An 18,548-nucleotide genomic window follows, 5' to 3' on the forward strand; every position below is an offset into this window, starting at 1 on the left:
AAACCATGCCCATGCGCGGGCGGCCGATGCGGCATGGAGCGTCTGCTACCGCTGTCCGCTTGTTGAAGGCATCGCTCGAGCACTCGAGCCCGAGGTCCCGCGCGCTAACATCCGCTCGAAATGCGCATTGCGGGTCTTGGAGACTCGGTTCTGCGTCGATCTAAATTCTTGAAGGCTTGGATATGAAGGATTCGGAAAAGGCGATCGGAGGCACCCAATCGGTCGCCCGCGCGCTAACGTTGCTTAAATTGATCGCCGCTGCACATCCGCATGGTCTCTCGGTCCCAGAAATCGTCGATGCAACACGGTTGGAAAGGGCAACTGCCCACCGCATCGCGGCCAGTCTAGTGCAGGCGGGCTTCGTACAGCGCGATGAACGCAAGCGCTATCGCCTCGGCCTCGAATCGATGCAACTGGGCCTCGCGGCGATGAGCCGCGCTCCGCTCCTGGATGCCATCCAGCCAGCAATGCAGGCACTGGCGCGTCTGACGGAAGACACGATCTATCTGGTTGTGCGGAACGGGGACTACGGCCACACGCTCCACCGCGAAGAGGGGCCGTTCCCCATCAAGACCTTCACCTCCATCGTGGGCGCCACACGCTTGCTGGGACTGGGCACGGCGGGGCAGGCTCTGATGGCGTTGATGAGCCCGGAGGAGGTGAAGGAGCTGTACAAGCGCCACAAGGACGAGTACGAGGCCAAAGGAATCTCGGCGTTGAAGCTGCTTGAGATTGCTGCTCGAACATCTCAGCAAGGCGTTTCGACTACCGAGGGGATAATTACACCTGGCGTCATTGGCGTGGGCAAGGCGTTCCAAGTCACACAGTCGAGTTTTGCGGCCATCAGTGTCGCGGCCATCAAGAACCGGATGGATGTCAAGCGCCGGAAGTGGATCGCAGAAGTCATGGCCCAGGAGATCACGCGCTTCGGCTTCCAGCCCGTGCTTGGCACCGCCTTCAAGACGTGACCTCGCGCTCCGGCGCCCCGAGCACTTCGATGGAACGCTGTATCGCGGCCGTCTCCAGAATCGCGGATGCATATCTGGATCGGGATGCAGGAAAGGCCGCCGATTGCCGTGCTCGCGACCGATCTCCGTGAACATGTGCGCCCATCCGGAAAAGAACGCATCCCGGGCGCCGCGGTCGCTGTCGCCGACGAAGCCCATCGCATGGACACCGACCTTGAGCGCCTTCGGCGCATGGCCGGCCTTGCGGCCCGCTTCCCGGTAGAGGTCCACCAGCGGGCGGAAGCGGTTGAAGCTGCCGCCGATGGTCGCCACCATCAAGGGCAAGCCGAGCGTGCCGGCGCGGACGAACGACTGCGGCGTGCCGCCGACGCCGAGCCAGATCGGCAGCTTGGCCTCGTGCGGCCGAGGGAACACGCCCTGGCCATGGAGCGATGGCCGGAAGCGGCCGCGCCAGGTGACGTGGGTGTCGGCGCGCAGTTTCAGGAGAAGGTCGAGCTTCTCCGCAAACAGGTCGTCGTAGTCCTCCATGGCAAGGCCGGCCAATGGATAGGCCTCGCCGAACGAGCCACGGCTGACGACGATCTCGGCACGCCCTTTGGCGGTGAGGTCGATGGTGGCGAACTCCTGGAAAATGCGCACCGGGTCGGCTGCGCTCAATACCGTGACGGCGCTCGCCGGATGCGCTGGGTGCGGGCTGCCGCCGCCGCCAGGATGACGACAGGCGCTGAATCGAGGAATTCCTTGCGGTGGTGTTCGCCGATGCCGAACACGTCGAGCCCGACGCGGTCGGCAGTTTCTACTTCTGCCAGCAGGGCATCCATCCGGTCGGTCGCGGACACCATGAGGCCCGTCGCCGGGTCGGGAATGGTTGCCGCAAAACTGTCGATGCCGATTTCCATGTCGAGTCCTTTCAGTCGAGTTTCGCCAGCGCGCTGGCCTCAAAAGACACCATCGGCTGACCGCTGCGCACCTTCTGCGGCCAGGTCGGATTCGCGATGAGTGCCCGGCCCACAGCCACGAAATCGAAGTCGCCGCGCGCCATCATCTCGCGGAGTCGGGGAAGATTGTTGGCCGCTTCGCTGCCGGGGCCTTCCTGGCTTTCCATGAGGTCGCGCTTGAGTGTCACCGAGCCAACGGTGATGGCCGGCTTATCCGAGAGCATTCGGGCCCAGCCCGCGAGATTGAGGTCGGTGCCGAATTCACCTTCCCAGAACCGCCGCTGTGACGCGTGGAAGGCATCGACACCCGCGTCGACGAGTGGTCGAAGAAATGCCTCCAGATCGGCGGGCGTCGAGAACGGCTTGGCGATGAAGTCGTGCAGCTTGAATTGCGAGAAGCGCATCACGACCGGAAAAGCCATGCCGGTGCGGTGCTTGATCTCCTGGACGATCTCGACGGCCAGCCGGGTCCGGTCGGCCACGCTACCACCGTAACGATCCGTGCGCAGATTGGATTCCGCCCAGAAGAACTGGTCGAGAAAGTAGCCATGGCCACCATGCAGCTCGACGCCGTCGAAGCCGAGCGCTTTCGCGGAGAGTGCCGCTGTGGCGTAGGCGTCGATCACCTCGTCGATCTCCTGCTGCGTCGCCGGTTCGTCCATGCGCCTGGGCATGATGCCGAAGCCGCCGGTCATGCCCGACGGGCCGACCAGGTGTCCGCGCGACGTGCCGTCAGCCTCCTTGACGAGCTGCCCGACATGCCAGAGCTGCGGCACGATCTTGCTGCCCGCCGCATGGACTTCGTTGACCACGTGCTTCCAGCCAGCCAGCGCGTCGTCGCCGTAGAAACGGGGCGCTGCCGCATCGTCGGAGGCGCTCCAGTGCGGCACCGAGGTTCCCTCGGTCACGATGAGGCCGACGCCGCCTTCCGCGCGCTTGCGGTAGTAGGCGGCCACGTCGGCGCCCGGTACGCCGCCGGGCGACAGCGAGCGTGTCATCGGTGCCATGACGATGCGGTTCTTGAGTTCGAGCGATCCGATATGGCCTCGATATGGCCGGATTCGAAGAGGATGTCTGTCATCTGGGTTTCTGAGTGAATGGGATTGGTCCGGCTCAGCGCGCGAGTTGAACGCCCGTGCAGGCAACCAGGACTTTCGATGCGGTGATGAGTTTGTTGACGTGGCTCGGGGTCATGCCTGTCGATGGCTGGATGACGCGGCCGCGGCGGTCGAACATGGCAACCGCTCTTCTATGAGGGTTGGAATGTCAAGGCCCTTCATGGCGGCCGATTGTCAAAACTGAGCGATCGAAGGTCGGGAACCGATGGAAGTCCGAGTCCGTGCCCGGACGAGCTTCTATCCGTGCGGGTCCGTGAACCCGGCACCTCATGCTGCATGCGCGCCAGGCGCGCTGGCAGTTTCCCGCTTGGCGAGGCGCCCCATCTGCAAAACCGGTCACGACAGAGACGTGACCCTGCGGTTGCACGGGCGCTTCGACCTTCGATCATGATGTTCGTTTAGGCTCAATAAGTGATGCGGCGCCAGGGCATCAGGCCTGGACAACCTTCAGTTGCGCACCGGCCGGTATCTCGCCGTCTTGCAGGAAATGCCACAGGGCAATGGCCAGACGCCTTGCCAGGGCCACGATACCCACCCGACGCATGCGTGCACCCTCGCCCGCGAAGCGCTTGTTGAACCAGCGGACGATCGCACTGCCTGGTTGCAGGCGCAACCAGCCCCACGCCAGTTCCACTAGCAGAGTTCGGGCCCTTCGGTTGCCAGCCTTGCTGATACCCTGTTCGATCTGGCTATCGCCACTGGCATACGGAATGAAAGATGCTTCCCCGTCCCGATCAAGCCGCTGCGTATTGCGGCTGCCGGCAACAGAGTGTCACGATGGGGTTGCGAAGCTCCATCAACTCACTCGGAAAGGGGAAGCCCCATGACCATTTTGTACGTTGGCATTGATCTCGCCAAGTCCGTTTTCGCTGTCCACGCAATCAACGAAGCCGGCAAGCCCGAGGCCGTACGTCCCAATGTGGCACGCACCAAGTTGCTTGAGTTGATCGCGTCGCTGCCACCCTGCGTGATCGGCATGGAAGCTTGCTCTGGTGCGCACCACTGGGCGCGCCAGTTCATGGCCCATGGTCACACGGTGCGCCTCATGGCACCGAAGTTCGTCAGCCCGTATCGACTGTCTGGCAAGCGCGGCAAGAATGACGCCGCCGACGCGGCGGCGATCTGCGAAGCAGTGCAACGGCCGAATATGAGATTCGTGCTAATCAAAAACCTGGGGCAGCAATCGCAACTGAGCGTGCATCGCGTGCGCCAGGGATTCGTCGACCAACGCACGGCAACCATCAACCGGATTCGCGGGTTGCTCAGCGAGTTCGGTGTCGTGCTGCCGTTGAAGGCATCGACCGTGCGCAGCCAAGCCATGGCGTTCCTGGAGGATCTGCCTGGGTGGAGCAACACTGTCATCGGCGATCTGCTCAGCGAGTTGACTCGGCTGGCCCACCCCCACAGCTTGGACCACACGAGATGATCGATCCGTGAGAAGGTCGCAGCGGCCACGACATGCCGGTGGTACATCGCCCACCCCCGAAGAATCGGGTTGAGCAGCGTGATCACCTGGGCCTGCGTGGCGGCCTTGTTATTCCCCAGCACTTCGCCTATTTTGTTCAGGAGCGCCTGGACGCTCTTGCGCGCCGGCTTGATCAGAAGCTTATTCCCGTACTTGCGCACGTTCTGCCCGAGGAAGTCGAACCCTCGGGAGATATTCGTGATGTGCGTCTTCTCGGGCGCCAGTTGCAGGCCCCGTACCGAGAGGAATTCCTCCACGGCCGGTTTGACCCGCTGCTCCAGCAATTCCCGACTTGCGCCGGTCACGATGAAGTCGTCCGCATAGCGGAAGACATGCGCCTTGGCTGGTTGGCGCGCGTTCTTGCTCCGGCCGAGGGCCGAACGCACCGCGTCCTCCAGACCATCCAGTGCCAGATTGGCCAGCACTGGCGAAGCGATCCCGCCTTGCGGCGTTCCGGCTTCGGTGGGGAACAACACACCTTTGTCCACGAATCCAGCCTGCAACCACTTGCGCAGAATCACCCGGTCCATCGGGACGTTCTCCAACAGCCACGAATGACTGATGTTGTCGAAACAGCCGCGAATGTCGCCCTCTAGCCAGCGGTCGATATAGCTGTCGCTGCAATCAAGCTTGCCTCTGATAGCGGCCGTGTTCAGCGTCGACGAGAAGACGGCGATCCAGGCGCTCGACCGCAAAGACCAGGTGCTGCCGCTGACGCCGGGGCGCGCCGAGCGCCATGGCTTTGAGTACTTCAGACATGGAACGCTCTCGCTGTACGCGGCCTTCAATACCAAGACCGGTGAAGTGCTGGGCAAGACTGCCACGCGCCACACTTCGGCCGAGTTCGTGGCCTTCCTGACCGACATCGTGGCCAATCAGCCGCGCGGCAAGGAGATTCATGTCATCGCCGACAACCTCTCGGCGCACAAAACCAAGCAGGTCGACGCATTCCTGAGTGAGCACCCGAACCTCCATATGCACTTCACGCCGACCTACTCGTCGTGGCTCAACCAGGTTGAACTGTGGTTCGCCAAGATCGAGCGTGACGTGATCGCGCGCGGCGTGTTCACCTCGGTGCCCGATCTCAAGAGAAAGCTCATGCGCTACATCCGCAAATACAACGAGCAACCCAAGTCCGTGAAGTGGAAGTACTTCGACCCAACACGGCGAATTACTCCCGATTCAATCGATACGGCCCACTAGCACCCACTGGGCGGACTCCCGCTTAGCGAGTGCATTGAAGCATTGCTCGATGGCGTCGGCCGTCGAGCGCCGTGGCCGGAAGCCGTACGAGTTCGGATCGGCCGTGGTTTCTGCAACGGGGCTCAGCGCCAGAAGCCACAACGCCTGCATTGCCCGATCGAGCATGGAAGGAATGCCCAAGGGGCGATTTTTTCCGTTGCTCTTCGGGATATACACGCGCCGCAGCGGCAGCGGTTGGTAGCCCCTGTGCGTCAGCGACTGCGTCGCCTTCAACTTGGACATCGGTGTCGACCAGATCTTGCCGTCGACGCCTGCCGTTCTCTTGCCTGCGTTTTCCGTCACACGCTTGACGGCAAGAAGCTTGCCGCTGAGGTCGTAGTTGAGTTGCCTGACGATGAAGGGGCGCATTGGAAGAACTCAGGTACTGCGTTTGCGACAGCACGATCAACGCCCCACACCTGTCTCGCGTTTACCGAACTACCTTGAAGAAAACGCACCCGCAGGGTGAGCCAGTTTCGCTCTTGAGCTCACGGATTCAGGTATTCATCTCTTTATCTTTCTCGATCGAACTCGGGAAACGAGTCGCAATTTCCTGGATTGCTTCTTGCTGGGAATGGTTCCGGTTTGGAGATCAATCCGTGCCTCCATTTCATTCTCGCGAAGTTCGCAAAGACTTGAGGTGCAAGTTTCCGTCTATCGGACACGGTTTCGTCGCGGCATCAATCGCAGTGGCGACGGTGGCTTCCGCCGCTGGCTCGCAGCAGTGGCTCGTACCGACGTGCTGCCGCGGGATGACTGGGGGACTGGCAGCCCTGGACGGCCCGACCCGCGCCGACCTGATGCAAGCGATCGACGACCGCGCGGGAACGCGCCGACGATCGTGAGCAGCCAGTTTCCGGTGAAGCACGCTCGTGCATGGATTAGCGAAGCCACGATCGCCGACGCCTTCCTTGGTCCGGATAGCTCAATCCAGTTGCGCACGCTCTGTTTCGATGCGGCGCGTGACGGCTTCAGGCGTGTTGCTGAGAAATGACGCTATCGTCATCGGCTCCGCCCCACCAGGGACAGAGGTGATCGCCCCGCGACGGCCCGCGCGCCCTCGAATTCAACGTCGCCGATCAGTTCGACTGTTCCATCAGATCCGATGACCCGTTTGATTCCAAATTCATTCACACATGCGCCCGGCTTGAGCCATTCGCCACTGACTAAAAATAACTAAGGCTTGCCGACAGTCACGATGACGGTATCGGCTTGACTACACATGGGCGGGAGATTCCCCGTTCGAGAGTGCGCGGTCTGACGAATGAAAAGATCAGACAGGCAGGTATTCATCTACAGCCAATCACCCGAAGAAGACTCATCGAGTTTCGGAGGCGTGGTACTGCTTAATCATCCAACGGATACCCTCCTGTTGGGCCGTAATTGACACGCTGACGGTACGTTCACCGCCTGAAGCTTCGATGAACAAGACGCGGACGAAGCCTGCTACTCCCTTACTCAGGACCGATCGTGCATGCAAATCCCGGTCATCCACCTTGACGCGTACTCCCTTGGGAACTCGCTCGTAATAGCCTTGGATCTCCGTGGGTCCGATGTATACCTTCGGACCCAAGCCCTGGAACAGGGCGTCCGCCGAGAACAGTTGTGCCACCGCTGCGGGATCCTCGTCGTTGAATGCAGTTGCCCAGAGATCGAACAGACTGCCGACAATGTTACGCGCAGTGCTGTCCATGTCGATGGCGTGCGATTGGGGTTGCGCCGCTCTTGCCGATCCATTGGAGGCTGGAGGCGTGTCAATGCCCGTTGGAGGTATTTCACCCCCTGTGCGTGTCGAAAGAACCATATCGGTTGCTCCATGCTGGTCGCCAGCTTGAAAAATTCGAATTCGACCACAGGGCTGGCGAAATCGATGGCTTTGCCTGTGTGTCGCCTGCGACAACCATATGCAGGCGCGAGCATTCGGATCGGCCTTGGCGGCGTACGCATGGCTTGCTCGGAATTTGTGCTGCGGAGCTACTTCTTTAAGCTGATAACTCTCGTTTGAGTGACTGACTTGAGGCCGTCGACCCCGAACTCCACCCCCCATCCCGATCCCTTGACGCCCCCGAACGGCACCATGGGATGCACAGCCCCATGCTGGTTAATCCACACCGTGCCTGCCTGGATACGTTTGGCCACGGCCATCGCGTGCCCGGTATCGGCCGACCAGACAGAGGCCCCCAGTCCCGCTCCGAGGCGGTTGGCACTGGCAACCGCAAGATCGATATCGCGGTACTTGATGATTGGCAACGCCGGGCCGAATTGCTCTTCGTCGACAAGATCGGCGCCGTCCTGGATGTCGGTCACCAAGGTTAAAGGGTAGAAGTACCCCGCGGTCCCGGGAGCTTGGCCTCCGGTGACGATGGTGGCTCCAGCGGCGCGAGCACTGTCGACGAGCGCCACGACTTTTTCGAACTGCATCGCATTCTGGATGGGCCCCATCGCGATGCTCGGCTCCATGCCGTTGCCCATGGGCATCGCCTCGACGAGGACTTTGAGCTCCGCGACCAATGCGTCGTGCAGGCTCTCGTGCACGTACACGCGTTTGGCACAGGCGCAGGTCTGGCCCATGTTAATAAACGCGCCCCAGAACAGCCCCATTGCGATGGCATGTGGGTCGGCGTCGGGCAGCACGATGGCAGGGTCGTTGCCGCCCAGCTCCAGGGTCGACGGCGTCAGGTTGCGTGCTGCTGCCGCGGCGATCTTGATGCCAGTGGCCGTGGACCCCGTGAACATGATCTTGTCGACGTCGGGATTTTCCACAAGGGCCGATCCCACAGCACCCAGGCCGGTGACGGTGTTGAGCACGCCGGGTGGCAACACGGCACTTATCACGCGCGCCAGTTCCAGCGTGCCGATGCTGGTGTATTCGGAGGGTTTGAGCACGACCGTATTGCCTGCACGAATGGCCGGAATGATCTGCCAAATGGCGATCATCAGCGGCCAGTTCCACGGCGCAATGGCGGCGACGACGCCATAGGGAGTCCGGTGCAGTTCGTCTCTCCGCGTGTCGTCTTCGAACACGACTTCGATCGGCAGCTCGAGGCCGGCCGGCACACGCGTCCACGCCTCGCATGCTGCGATCTCGAACAGTGCGCCAGGAATCTCTCCCGCACCCACCCCCCCCAACGGCTTGCCCTGCTCACGGGTCACCCACCTTGCCAGATCCTGCGCGTTCTCGCTGATCATGTCGGCCACGCGAGCCACCATTGACTTGCGTTCGTCGTCCGGCCTTGCCGCCCAGGCGGGCTGTGCAGCGCGCGCGGAAGCCACCGCCTGGGCCACCTGCTCCGCAGTGGAGTGGGGAACCAGGCCGAGCGTTTCGCCGGTGGCCGGGTTCTTAGATTCGAAACTATGAGGCGAATCAACGCCACTGCCGTTCAGGATGTTCTGGTATTTCTTGATCGTCACTTTTTTTTACGGAAAAGAGGCATTGGTAGAAAGGGCCTGTGCCGCTTGCGAATGCGCGGCCGGCCAAAGAACGAATCAAGCGGTGCCAGCGGCCGTCAGGCTGTTGTACTGATCATCCTTCAAGATCCCGTGAAGTTGCCTCCGGCGAACACCCATGTTCCCACCATCGAACAGCGGCAGTGCAATCGCGTCCTGCAACAGGCCAGCCAGAGGGAGATCGTGGGAATAGCTGTCGACACCCACGACCTGCATCAAGCGCGTGATGACTGACACGGCCGCTTCAGACCCGAAGATCTTCGACTGCAAGGCCAGCTCTGGCCCGCCGGGTGCCATCTGGTCCATTGCGTGGCATGCTCGCCATCCCAGGTAGCGCGCGGCTTCCAACTTGGTCTTGGCATCGGCCAGCGCGTACCCTACTGCCTGGTGCTCAATGATGGGCAAGACACCGCCACGGCGCTCGGTCTTGGCGAAGTTCAGGGCGAAGTCGAACGCAGCGCGCATCAGCGCCACGCCCATGATGCCCACCAGCGCGGCCGTGCCAGTGAAGCTGCCCTCCACGATCTGCTGGCCGCCACCCACTGGCCCGATCAGGTTGTCGCGAGGCACTCTCACGCCCTGCAGCCGAAAGTGTGGCGTGAGGTGTCCTCGGTGCCCCAAGGCATCTAGATCGCGGACGGTCACGATGCCCTGGCTGCCCTTGGGTACAGCAATGATGGAAATGGATCCATGAGGCGCATCCGGCGCATCGGTGCGGCAGACGACAGACAGCACATCTGCGCCATCCCCTTCCCAGCCGGTGGCGCTGGATACCCATTGCTTGGCGCCATCGATCACCCACTCGTCGCCCTCCAGCCTCGCGACGGTGCGCGTACCTTCGCCGGGCGATGGCGCTGCAAAGTTGGCACTGCCACCGGGCTCGCTGTTCGCCAATGCGGCCAACGGAGCGCCATGAGCCTGCAGGAAGGGCGAAATGAACTGCTGTTGCTGCGCCGGCGAGCCGGCCATAAAAATCGGAGTAAGTCCCAGCAGGTTGGCAAGCATCGTCAACGAAACGTTGACATCCACCGCGTAGAACTCCTCCGTCACAATCGCCATGTCGATCATGCCCGTTCCAGCCCCACCGAAGGGCTGGGGCACTAGGCGCCGCATGAAGCCCTCGCGTACGAGAGCCTCGTACATCGGGCGTGTCGCCTGGAAGCGTTCGCGCGGAGTCGCAAGATGCTGCATGGCCGGCCCCACGCCTGACAGCACATCTGCGGCGAAACGGCGGGCCGACAACTGCAGTTGTCGCTGTTCGGGGGTGAGGCTGAAGTCGATCGCCATTGCATGCCTTTCGGTGGAATGAAATATGGTGCGGGAATGGCCTCTATCTTCGATCGAGGCTGACGCTTCCAGTTGTGTTTTCGTGCATGCATCATTGTGTTTGTGTGCATGCGTGGCTATGCTGACTCACCCGTGAACGGCCCCCATGGTTTTTGTCTTGCTGGAGAACCTCTTGCAGATCTTGTCAACGGAGACGCTCCCCGTGCAGCAACAGTTCGCCTACTGGCGAGAAGTGGTCTATGAGGCCTTCGCCGCACTCGACCCGCGCTCCACCGGCCTTGGCGCCGGCTTCTCGAGTAGCGCCACCATCCAGCGATTGGGCGAGTGCAACGTTGCGCACATCACGTCGGCTCCGCAAACCGTGTCCCGCGACTTCTCGCACATACGCATCGACCCGCAAGATCGTCTGTTCGTGAACCTGCAACTCCGGGGCGAGGGCTACGTGCGCCAGGGCCACCGGGACGCGCGCGTCGGCACCGGCTTTTTTAGCGTCGTGGACATCGCGCGTCCCTACTTGCTCAGGTTCGACGGCCCCTTCGAACTGTTGTCCATTCGCATACCGCGTGATCGATTGATGCCACTGGTGAGCGCGCCGAACGCGCTGACCGCACGCCCGATCGACGGCAATCGCGGTATCGGACGGTTGGCGGTGCAGTACATGCGCGCCCTATACGAAGCCGGGGACGAATTGCAGCCGGAGTCTCTCGACGATCTGCACGAGCACCTGTGCGGCCACCTGTGCGAATTGATTGCCCGTGCGAGCGGTGACCACCGTCCCCTGCGCAGCAGTCAGGCGGAAGACATGCAGACCTGCAATGCATCTTTCGTGCGCGCGGTGAAGGCTTTTGCGTCCAGTTCCCTGGACGACCCCGACTTGTCCGTGGGCAACATCGCCCGGCGGTTTGGCGTGTCGGTGCGATATGTGCACAAGGCATTCACCGGCGAAGACACCACGGCCGCGGCCTGGATCCGCGGCGAGCGGCTGCGGCACTGCGCGCAGGATTTAGCGAACCCGGCCGACACACGCCTTGTTTCGGCCATTGCAGCGCGCTGGGGATTCAACGATATCCCCAACTTCACAAAAGCGTTCACGACTGCTTTCGGCAGCAGCCCATCGAGATTTCGCAACTTGCGCCGGTGAAACGGATGGAGGTTCGCAAGGCATGCATTGAGTTGGACGCCCTCGACGCTCTTTCGCCTACACGCTGGAGCGATCGTACTTCTCCTTGTATGGATCGCTCTTGCCAGTCGCCAGATCCAAGGTCGACCTGTTCGTTAGTGCTTCCCGTGCGAGGCCATGCAGATGAAACAGCAACGCGGGCCAGTCGGAGGCCACGTGAATGCCGTGGATGTCTGGCGGGCCGCAGAGCGCAGGGTTCTTCGATGCCGCGCAAACTCACGCTCGAGAACGAGCCTGCCGCCATCCAGATCGGCGCGTCGATACGTGCGATTGGCCTCCCCTCGATAGCGGCGATGACGGCCCACGTGTCATGGATGCGTCCGCAGTCCCTCAACGCCAAGCGACAGGAAGCGTGCATCCGCCACGCCCCACGTCTGGCAACGCGAAGTCGCACCGCCTCTCAGATGGCATGCACACGCTTTTTTTTGCGCCGTGAAGCTTTCGAAAGCCGCCCGACCGAGGGCCGAGTTCATGACCCACGCCTGATTGCTTGTAGCCGCCCAACGGCAGATTGCTGTCGAGCATGTGGTGGGTGTTCACCCAGACCATGCCCGCCTGAGTGCGAGGCGCCAGGCGATGCGCGGCCGAAAAATGCCCCGAGCCCGTGAGGCGCGTCGTTGGACTGTCGTGCGACATCTTCGACATCATTGAAAGGCATGCAGACCACCACAGGGCCGAAGACCTTCTCGGACACAACGCGCATGCTCTCGAACGTGTCGACGAACATCGTCGGCTTGACGAAGTAGCCCCCGTGGAGCGTCCGCGCCCTTCTGTATGACGGTCGCGCCTTCTCATCGTATTCAATCGAATTTTGCGTGCGCCCTCGGCCCTCCTTCTAGCGCGAAGCGCAAACAGGCCGGTGGGCTAAGGCCTGCTGCGCTTGCGCATCAAGACTTCGACATCCTTTGTCGCCCTGCGCAGCATTTCGCTGATCTGCTGCGTGCGCCGCTGATTCAGGCGCTGGGTCAAGGCGGCCACGCTCAGCGCGCCCACCGCGTGCCCCATCGAATCGCGAAACGCAACGCCCACCGCACGCACGCCCAGGCTCACCCGGTTCTGGATGACGGCCGCGCCCTCGGCCCGCGCCTGCGTGCAGGCTTCCGCCAAATCGTACGCCGTCAGCTTGCCGAAGGCAGGAAGGCTCGGCGCCACGCGTTCGATGATTTCCAGGCGCTCCTCCTCGTCGATTGCCGAGAGGATGGCCAGCCCGCCCGCGCCGACACCCAAGGGCCGACGGCTGCCGACTTCCAGCACCAGGGCCCGGATCGGAACCAGGCGATCCAGGACATGGCGGTCGGCGAGGCGTTCTTTGACGCGGAGAAGAAGACGGTGTCCGTGCGCAACGCGATGCGCTTTCCGGCGGAATGCGTGAACCCGCCCGAGGGCGTGAAGAGCGAGACCTGGCTTGCGGGCGGGATGACTGGACGCAAGTGCGACGGCGGCGTCGCAGCCAAGTGAGTCTGAGTCTTCGCTGACTTCCTCATGTCGACACTGCTCACCATCCTCATCGACGGCCTGATCTACGGCGCCTGGCTCTTTCTCGTGGCCGCCGGGCTGACCCTGATCTTCGGCGTGATGAAAGTCCTCAACATGGCGCACGGCAATCTCTACGCTATCGGCGCCTATGTGGCTGCGACGGCGATGGGCTACTGGTTCGCCGACCGGCCGCCCTCCTTCGCCGCCTTCGCGATCCAGCTCGGCACGGCGGTGGTGGCGGGTGTCGTGATGGGCCTGGTCCTGGAGCGCGGCGTGTTGCGTCGTCTGCGCGGACGGGACGAAGTGTCGCTGGCACTGGCAACGTATGCCCTGCTGCTGGTGCTGGACGACGTGATGCAGTTCATCTGGGGCACTTCGGCATACCCGGCGAGCGCGCCTTACGGCTTGCTGGGCAGTTCCGAGATCAACGGCCTTCGCTTCAACAACTACGAGTTCGTGTTGCTCCTCGCCGCGATCGCGGTCGGCCTGTCGCTGTGGTGGCTGCTGCAGCTGTTGGCGTTCTTATTTGCTGCTAGTATGCGCAGAGATACCGCTAGTGCAGGTCATTTCTGTGGTCCCTTGCGCGCTCGAACTCGAGTCGACCCACTACCCTGAGAACCTGATCGAAGTTCCGGCAACGGCGCAACGCGCTTGAGGGGATGGCAGCCAGCGGCGTGCCATGAACCTCACACGTCGGGATCTCGGTGTCGAGCCACGCGCGCTTCCACCTCGGAGCGGCCACATCGATTGGGTTCACAAACAGGCAATGTGCGCAATACAGCTGGACACACCGCGTGACCGGGACGTCATTCGGCGTTTGGATTTCCTGTAAACGACCCTCGTCTATTCGAGCCAGGCGCGCCAGATGAGCGAGCGTCGCTTCCTGCACCGCCGGCAATGCGAGCCATCCCGCGCGGGCCGCCTTGGTGTTCAATTCGAGCCCGTACTCGTCGGATAGCTCCCCAACTCCCATCCGGTAGCGCGCAGCGACCCGCCCCAGCCAACTGCCCATCGCCTCCTCCGGAAACGGCCTCGGCGCAACCGGCCACGGGGGCAGTTCAAGCAGACACCTTTGCCGCATACTCCAGATGCGCCAGTGAGACGCTCTCCGAACAGTCACGGATGGCCAGTTCGGCCGCTTCGTTGAGGAGGCGAACCACCTCCCCAGTCAGCCCCGCACTGGCCGCCAGGATGAACTGCACGACCGCCCGCTCCGTCAGTTCCGATTCCTTGCGCAAGGGAAGCAATTTTCCGAAGGCAGCAAGGAAGCGCCGGAACTCGTCGTTCTCACGCCAGCGCGGGACCTCGAAGGCAGTGAAGCGACTGCTCATCTGTGCATCGGTCTGCAGGGCAATTGGCGCATCATTTGTGCCGACCAAGACAATGCTCAGGCGCAGATCGTTCGCCAGATACTTCAGCAGGTTGAGCGACGCGCGTTGCTCGCGGTAGCTGCCTGCCAAAAGGTGTGCACCTCGTCCACCACCAACATCCTCGGCGCGATCCGGCGCAGCAGGTCTCGCGACAAGCGCTCCAGCGTCGATAGGCCGGCACTCGTGCTGTGGGGCGCACCGAGTTCGAACAGCAGCGCGCTGTAGAACCGATGCTGCTCGGGCGTCGCCGGCATCTGCATCGCTACGATCTTGCGTCGTTCGACCCCGCGCGCGTCGTCGAATGTCGTGGGATGCTCGCGCTGGAACTTGCGAACGATCAACGTCTTGCCAATGTTGGACTCGCCGTGAATGACCATGCAGGGCATTCGTTCTCGCTCTGGCATCCCCAGCAAGCGCTCGAGACGCTGGCGTGCTTCCACGGCCCGCGGGTAGCCCACCCATCGATCGCGCTGCATGGCGCGAACACGTTCGTCATCGGGCAGTAGCGCTTGAGCCCGTACTGCGGGGGTGAGGTGTGCAAGAGCGACGGTGTTCATGGGTTGGCCTCACCAAATTTCCACGTCGTATGGCTCTGCGGGCTTGCTGTAGTCCACAGTCGCGTCACCTTCCGCAGGCCTGCCAAATGCGGATGGATCGGCCGGCAGCAGCTTTGCCGGTTTGGGTCCTGCACGGCGAGAGGCTCGGGTATCCGCCTTGGCCCGCGCGACCAATTGACGTTGCTGCTCGATGGTCTTGAAGATCAAGGCTTCCGAGGCGTTCCTTTGACCCTGCGTCTTCATCAGCTTCAGCGCATGACGCTGCTCCCACAGCGAGATGCGCGGCCGCCGCAGGTCGGCGCAGCGCGCCTCGAAGTAGGTCTTCTTGTCAGTAGTGACGAACACCCGGGACAGGTCCTCGGGGTGATAGCGCACGATCACCTCCTTGCGCGTCTCCCGCCATGCCGCGAACACGGGGTGCCAAAACCGGATGTGAAAAACGGTCAAGCCATCACGCTGGATGGTTCTTAGTTTGATGGGCAGGAACTGCACAACAAAGCGCAACGCCTGCTCCGGATCGGCGGACAACTGCCGCGGCTGCGATGTGCTGGTCAGCGCCTGCCAGACTCCCGCAGGCGTAGCGTCTTGAAGTCCCCGATGCGGACTGTGGTGGTATCGCTGCGCAATCTCCAGCACCATCCACCGCTCGTACTCTGCCAATGTGAGTGCCGCCCGCTCTTCGGATCTTCTTTCCTTGCGGCCGTCGGTCGAACCACCCGTCGCGCCGGGCAAGCCGCGAAGGCGCTCCATCAACGTGCGGTTCAACCGCTCAACGTGCCCGCCGAAGTGTGGTCGCCCCACCGGCCGATAGACCAGTTCGATCCCGTACTGAGCGCAGCCGGTACGAAGCGCCCTGCTCCTGAACTCGGCGGCGTTGTCCAGGTGCAATGCCTTGGGCAGCCCGTGCATCGGCCAGTTCGTCTCGACGCCAATGCTGGCCAGCCAGGCCGCCTTCGGCAACGCCACTCGGGTCAGCAACAATGCGACCGTGGCAGCACTCGGCCGCTCCATGGCGATATAGACCCCGACGACACAACGAGTGGCAATATCAATCGCCACCGTGATCCACGGACGGCCGATCGGTTGGCGCCAATGCTCGTCCACGACGACCAGGTCGGACTGGGTGTGGTCGATCTGGATCAGCTCCAAGGGCTCTTCAGCAACCAGATGTCCGGGCAGAATCTGCGTGCCCGGTGCATTCGCCAATTGCGCGGCTTCCGCTTGCCGATGTTGAGCCCACCGACGCGCAACCGTGCTGCGCGATGGCGGCGTCAGCCCGGCCCGAGTGCACCGTGCTCGAATCCGAAGTGTGAGATCCAGCTGCGGATGAGCCAGATCTCGCTGTCGCGGCAGCCATCGGGTCAAAGTGTCTCGGATGACCTCCTCAACTTCAGGATCAAGTCTCTTGTCGCCGAATTCCGGCCCCGGCGCCTTGGCCGATACGGATGTCGCGACCGGATCCTCCAGGAACCTCTTGCGAAGTCGGTACACCGTGGTCCAGTGCATACCCAGCAACCTGCCTGCGCTTTGTGCCTGCTCCATCGACATGGCACTGCGGCCAAGCGGGCGCAACACCCGAGCAATCTGGGCGGCACGTTCGGAGAGCTCGAATTCGCTGGTCATGGCTCCACTTGCAAGATTCAAGAGCATTGGAGGCGCACTTGCAAGAACAAAGCACACACGTTTGCCAGTGTTGCCGTTCCACCACATCCAGCATCACGCCGAAAGATCTGCAATTCCTTCGACAAATCAATGACTTATCGATACGAGTCACTAGCAGCATCTTTGAATATGACTAGCGGGATCTAAGAACGCCAACACCGGCCAACCGCTTCGGCCCCTGCACATGCGCGAACGTCGGGCGTGGTGGAAGCTCTGGTAGCCCCGGCGGGCGACTTTTGACAGCGCTTCCGGAAATGCGCCTCATCTCAACGCTTCTTCCCTCCAGCTACAGCGCTCCTGTCGGGAGACAGGGGTGCGACTTCGGGAGACGTAGAGACGACTCACGGTTGGGCAAGTGTTGTAGGCGAAAAGAGGTCGAACCCAGCCTTGTACATGCCGCGTTCCATCTGGCCACCAGCTCGCGGCGTCAGTCAAATCGCCCGAGAGCAAGCCAAGGCCTACTGAACTGAACGAGACCGACTGCACGGCCAGCTACGAGCAGCTGCTGGCTCGCGGCGTGGTGCTTACGAAGCCACCAACGGACCGCTACGGTAGCGTGGCGTTGGCTTGCGCGAATCCGCGAGCAAACGCTGGAGATGATCGCGGCTGCCTCCAAATAGATCATCGATAGGGCGGGCCCTTGAGCTCGACGACGTTGCCCTCAGGGTCGCGTAGGTAGATCGATGGCCCCTCGCCCTCCGCCCCGAAACGCGACTCAACGGGGCCAGCATCGATGCCCAGCGCCGACAAATGGCCGCGGATCGCCTTTTCGTCGAAGGGCTCGACGCGGAAGCAGAAGTGGTCGAGATTGCGGCCCTCTTCGCCCGCCGGCGCACCGCCCGCGCGCCCCAGAGCGCCATCGATCGGAACGAGATCGAGCATAGAGCGTCCGGCCCGCAGCTGCGTCAAGCCGATGTCGTCGCGCTGCCGCTCGACCTGGCAGCCGAGGCCGTCGCAATAGAAACGCAGCATGCCCGGCAGGTCGGTGACGCGCAGGACGAGGTGGTCGATGTCGCGGATCTGGATCATGGAGGTCCCCTGAGCGGACGGATGTTTGGCCTCGGAGCAATCCTAGCGCGTGCTGCAGCGCTTCGCTTCGAGATCGACCCACAACGCAGTCCGCCGGCCCTATCGCAGCAGCTCGGGCAGCAGCGCGACGCCCGACCCGCGACGCAGCATTTCGTCAATCAACCATTGACTTTGTCGCTCGACGGCCGCCATCCGCCTCACCAGCGCCACCTGGATCTCACCCGCGCATTCAATCTGCCGGCCGACCTCGAACATGCTGAGCCAACGAACCAGACCTGTTGGTGGATGCAACGGCTCGCAGCGCAGCGCCGCCGGATGCCGACAACCATTCCAATGCATTGCCGCAAGCAGCCAGGCGACGCCGCGCTTCTGAGCTTCCGTCACCTCGATGATCGGCCTTGACGGATCGAAGCCATGCACGGCATGCAGGATGGCGTGGCGATCCCATGGTCGGAGCGCACCCCACGATTGGCGAAGCCGACGTCGCATAAGCCATTCAGCGCTTGCGAGGAGTTGTTCAACCTGGCTGTCGCAGCTGGCGATGGACAGCGCAGCAGACCCATCGATCACGTCGATGCCATCGCCGTCCGCGAGACCAAGCAACCCGCGCCAGAACTGAATCGATTCCTCGCGCTGGCTTAATACCTGAGGAGCATCAGCGGCTTGAACAAGCACAACGGGGACCGGGCGCACCCGCTGCTGTTCAGTGCGACGCAACCTTCGTTGCCTCGGGGATGCTTTGCGCCGGCCACGGTTGTCGAACGCCGCCTTCATAGACGCATCGATCACGAGAATGGGCAGCACCATCG

The 18,548-nt window shown here is 62.4% G+C and carries 18 protein-coding genes and 7 pseudogenes; 7 read left to right on the plus strand and 18 right to left on the minus strand.

From position 1 onward, the window contains the following. The first annotated feature begins 182 nt into the window (after nt 1-182). The gene (locus QTI68_RS40350; RefSeq protein ID WP_503011781.1) at nt 183-968 is read left to right on the plus strand and encodes an IclR family transcriptional regulator; all 786 of its coding nucleotides are present in this window, start codon (nt 183-185) and stop codon (nt 966-968) included. Nucleotides 969-1,133: 165 nt separating this feature from the next. Here QTI68_RS40350 and QTI68_RS40355 read toward each other — a convergent pair. The 5 genes and pseudogenes from QTI68_RS40355 to QTI68_RS33185 all read right to left on the minus strand — a co-directional run. Then, nucleotides 1,134-1,607, minus strand: a pseudogene (locus QTI68_RS40355) (LLM class flavin-dependent oxidoreductase); the annotation flags it as partial. 14 nt (nt 1,608-1,621) lie between these two features. Further along, nucleotides 1,622-1,867 carry an LLM class flavin-dependent oxidoreductase gene (locus tag QTI68_RS33170; RefSeq protein ID WP_286527865.1) on the minus strand — a complete coding sequence of 82 codons (246 nt, stop codon included), beginning with the start codon at nt 1,865-1,867 and terminating at the stop codon, nt 1,622-1,624. An 11-nt stretch (nt 1,868-1,878) separates the two neighbouring features. After that, nucleotides 1,879-2,967, minus strand: a complete 1,089-nt coding sequence (locus QTI68_RS33175; RefSeq protein WP_286528172.1) for an oxidoreductase — start codon at nt 2,965-2,967, stop codon at nt 1,879-1,881. Between the two features lie 52 nt (nt 2,968-3,019). Further along, nucleotides 3,020-3,142: a hypothetical protein gene (locus QTI68_RS33180; RefSeq protein ID WP_286527867.1), complete on the minus strand. Its 123-nt coding sequence runs from the start codon at nt 3,140-3,142 to the stop codon at nt 3,020-3,022. Nucleotides 3,143-3,454: 312 nt separating this feature from the next. Further along, nucleotides 3,455-3,733, minus strand: a pseudogene (locus QTI68_RS33185) (transposase); the annotation flags it as partial. A 114-nt stretch (nt 3,734-3,847) separates the two neighbouring features. Between QTI68_RS33185 and QTI68_RS33190 the strand changes: the two are divergent. Next, nucleotides 3,848-4,417, plus strand: a pseudogene (locus tag QTI68_RS33190) (IS110 family RNA-guided transposase); the annotation flags it as partial. Nucleotides 4,418-4,470: 53 nt separating this feature from the next. On the opposite strand, the pseudogene QTI68_RS33195 reads toward QTI68_RS33190, so the two are convergent. After that, a pseudogene (locus tag QTI68_RS33195) lies at nt 4,471-5,184 on the minus strand (reverse transcriptase domain-containing protein); the annotation flags it as partial. Here QTI68_RS33195 and QTI68_RS33200 point away from each other — a divergent pair. Continuing rightward, nucleotides 5,123-5,692, plus strand: a pseudogene (locus QTI68_RS33200) (IS630 family transposase); the annotation flags it as partial. The pseudogenes QTI68_RS33195 and QTI68_RS33200 overlap by 62 nt on opposite strands. Here the strand turns inward: QTI68_RS33200 and QTI68_RS33205 are convergent. Continuing rightward, nucleotides 5,690-6,082: pseudogene (locus QTI68_RS33205) on the minus strand (reverse transcriptase N-terminal domain-containing protein); the annotation flags it as partial. The pseudogenes QTI68_RS33200 and QTI68_RS33205 overlap by 3 nt on opposite strands. A 289-nt stretch (nt 6,083-6,371) precedes the next feature. On the opposite strand from QTI68_RS33205, the gene QTI68_RS33210 reads away from it, so the two are divergent. Next, the gene (locus tag QTI68_RS33210; protein ID WP_286527869.1) at nt 6,372-6,725 is read left to right on the plus strand and encodes an ATP-binding protein; all 354 of its coding nucleotides are present in this window, start codon (nt 6,372-6,374) and stop codon (nt 6,723-6,725) included. Between the two features lie 324 nt (nt 6,726-7,049). On the opposite strand, the gene QTI68_RS33215 is transcribed toward QTI68_RS33210, so the two are convergent. The 3 genes from QTI68_RS33215 to QTI68_RS33225 all read right to left on the minus strand — a co-directional run bounded on the left by QTI68_RS33215 (nt 7,050) and on the right by QTI68_RS33225 (nt 10,465). Further along, entirely contained in the window at nt 7,050-7,424 is a 375-nt protein-coding gene (locus QTI68_RS33215) for a nuclear transport factor 2 family protein (protein WP_286527871.1), read from the minus strand. A 281-nt stretch (nt 7,425-7,705) separates the two neighbouring features. Beyond that, complete coding sequence (locus tag QTI68_RS33220) at nt 7,706-9,142, minus strand: aldehyde dehydrogenase family protein (RefSeq protein ID WP_286527872.1); 1,437 nt, start codon at nt 9,140-9,142, stop codon at nt 7,706-7,708. Between the two features lie 75 nt (nt 9,143-9,217). After that, on the minus strand, nt 9,218-10,465 hold the full coding sequence (locus QTI68_RS33225) for an acyl-CoA dehydrogenase family protein (RefSeq protein WP_286527875.1): 1,248 nt from the start codon (nt 10,463-10,465) through the stop codon (nt 9,218-9,220). Between the two features lie 202 nt (nt 10,466-10,667). On the opposite strand from QTI68_RS33225, the gene QTI68_RS33230 reads away from it, so the two are divergent. Next, complete coding sequence (locus QTI68_RS33230) at nt 10,668-11,606, plus strand: AraC-like ligand-binding domain-containing protein (protein WP_286527878.1); 939 nt, start codon at nt 10,668-10,670, stop codon at nt 11,604-11,606. Nucleotides 11,607-11,975: 369 nt separating this feature from the next. Here the strand turns inward: QTI68_RS33230 and QTI68_RS33235 are convergent, their stop codons facing one another. The 3 genes from QTI68_RS33235 to QTI68_RS33245 all read right to left on the minus strand — a co-directional run bounded on the left by QTI68_RS33235 (nt 11,976) and on the right by QTI68_RS33245 (nt 12,899). Beyond that, complete coding sequence (locus QTI68_RS33235; RefSeq protein WP_286527881.1) at nt 11,976-12,194, minus strand: hypothetical protein; 219 nt, start codon at nt 12,192-12,194, stop codon at nt 11,976-11,978. Beyond that, a complete protein-coding gene (locus QTI68_RS33240; protein WP_286527884.1) occupies nt 12,115-12,372 on the minus strand; it encodes an aldehyde dehydrogenase family protein in 258 nt (85 codons plus the stop codon). The genes QTI68_RS33235 and QTI68_RS33240 overlap by 80 nt, the downstream gene beginning before the upstream one ends. Nucleotides 12,373-12,509: 137 nt before the next feature. Then, nucleotides 12,510-12,899, minus strand: a complete 390-nt coding sequence (locus QTI68_RS33245) for an IclR family transcriptional regulator domain-containing protein (RefSeq protein WP_286527886.1) — start codon at nt 12,897-12,899, stop codon at nt 12,510-12,512. Nucleotides 12,900-12,932: 33 nt separating this feature from the next. On the opposite strand from QTI68_RS33245, the gene QTI68_RS33250 reads away from it, so the two are divergent. Together QTI68_RS33250 and QTI68_RS33255 are read left to right on the plus strand one after the other, a co-directional pair. After that, the gene (locus tag QTI68_RS33250; protein WP_286527889.1) at nt 12,933-13,103 is read left to right on the plus strand and encodes a hypothetical protein; all 171 of its coding nucleotides are present in this window, start codon (nt 12,933-12,935) and stop codon (nt 13,101-13,103) included. A gap of 24 nt (nt 13,104-13,127) precedes the next feature. Beyond that, nucleotides 13,128-13,736, plus strand: a complete 609-nt coding sequence (locus tag QTI68_RS33255; protein WP_286527891.1) for an ABC transporter permease subunit — start codon at nt 13,128-13,130, stop codon at nt 13,734-13,736. On the opposite strand, the gene QTI68_RS40215 is transcribed toward QTI68_RS33255, so the two are convergent. The 5 genes and pseudogenes from QTI68_RS40215 to QTI68_RS33280 all read right to left on the minus strand — a co-directional run bounded on the left by QTI68_RS40215 (nt 13,675) and on the right by QTI68_RS33280 (nt 18,546). After that, complete coding sequence (locus QTI68_RS40215) at nt 13,675-14,202, minus strand: TniQ family protein (protein ID WP_353506458.1); 528 nt, start codon at nt 14,200-14,202, stop codon at nt 13,675-13,677. The two genes, QTI68_RS33255 and QTI68_RS40215, sit on opposite strands and share 62 nt — an antisense overlap. Beyond that, nucleotides 14,180-15,048 (minus strand): annotated as a pseudogene (locus QTI68_RS40220) (TniB family NTP-binding protein). The gene QTI68_RS40215 and the pseudogene QTI68_RS40220 overlap by 23 nt, the downstream one beginning before the upstream one ends. A 9-nt stretch (nt 15,049-15,057) precedes the next feature. Then, nucleotides 15,058-16,671 (minus strand): TnsB C-terminal domain-containing protein, encoded by a 1,614-nt coding sequence (locus tag QTI68_RS33270; RefSeq protein ID WP_286527898.1) that lies wholly within the window; start codon nt 16,669-16,671, stop codon nt 15,058-15,060. A gap of 660 nt (nt 16,672-17,331) precedes the next feature. After that, entirely contained in the window at nt 17,332-17,739 is a 408-nt protein-coding gene (locus QTI68_RS33275; protein WP_286527925.1) for a VOC family protein, read from the minus strand. A gap of 99 nt (nt 17,740-17,838) precedes the next feature. Beyond that, nucleotides 17,839-18,546, minus strand: coding sequence for a hypothetical protein (locus QTI68_RS33280; RefSeq protein WP_286527927.1), 708 nt, complete (start codon nt 18,544-18,546; stop codon nt 17,839-17,841). Nucleotides 18,547-18,548 lie beyond the last annotated feature (2 nt).

Source organism: Variovorax sp. J31P207 (assembly GCF_030316965.1).
Classification (GTDB): Bacteria; Pseudomonadota; Gammaproteobacteria; order Burkholderiales; family Burkholderiaceae_C; genus Variovorax; species Variovorax ginsengisoli_B.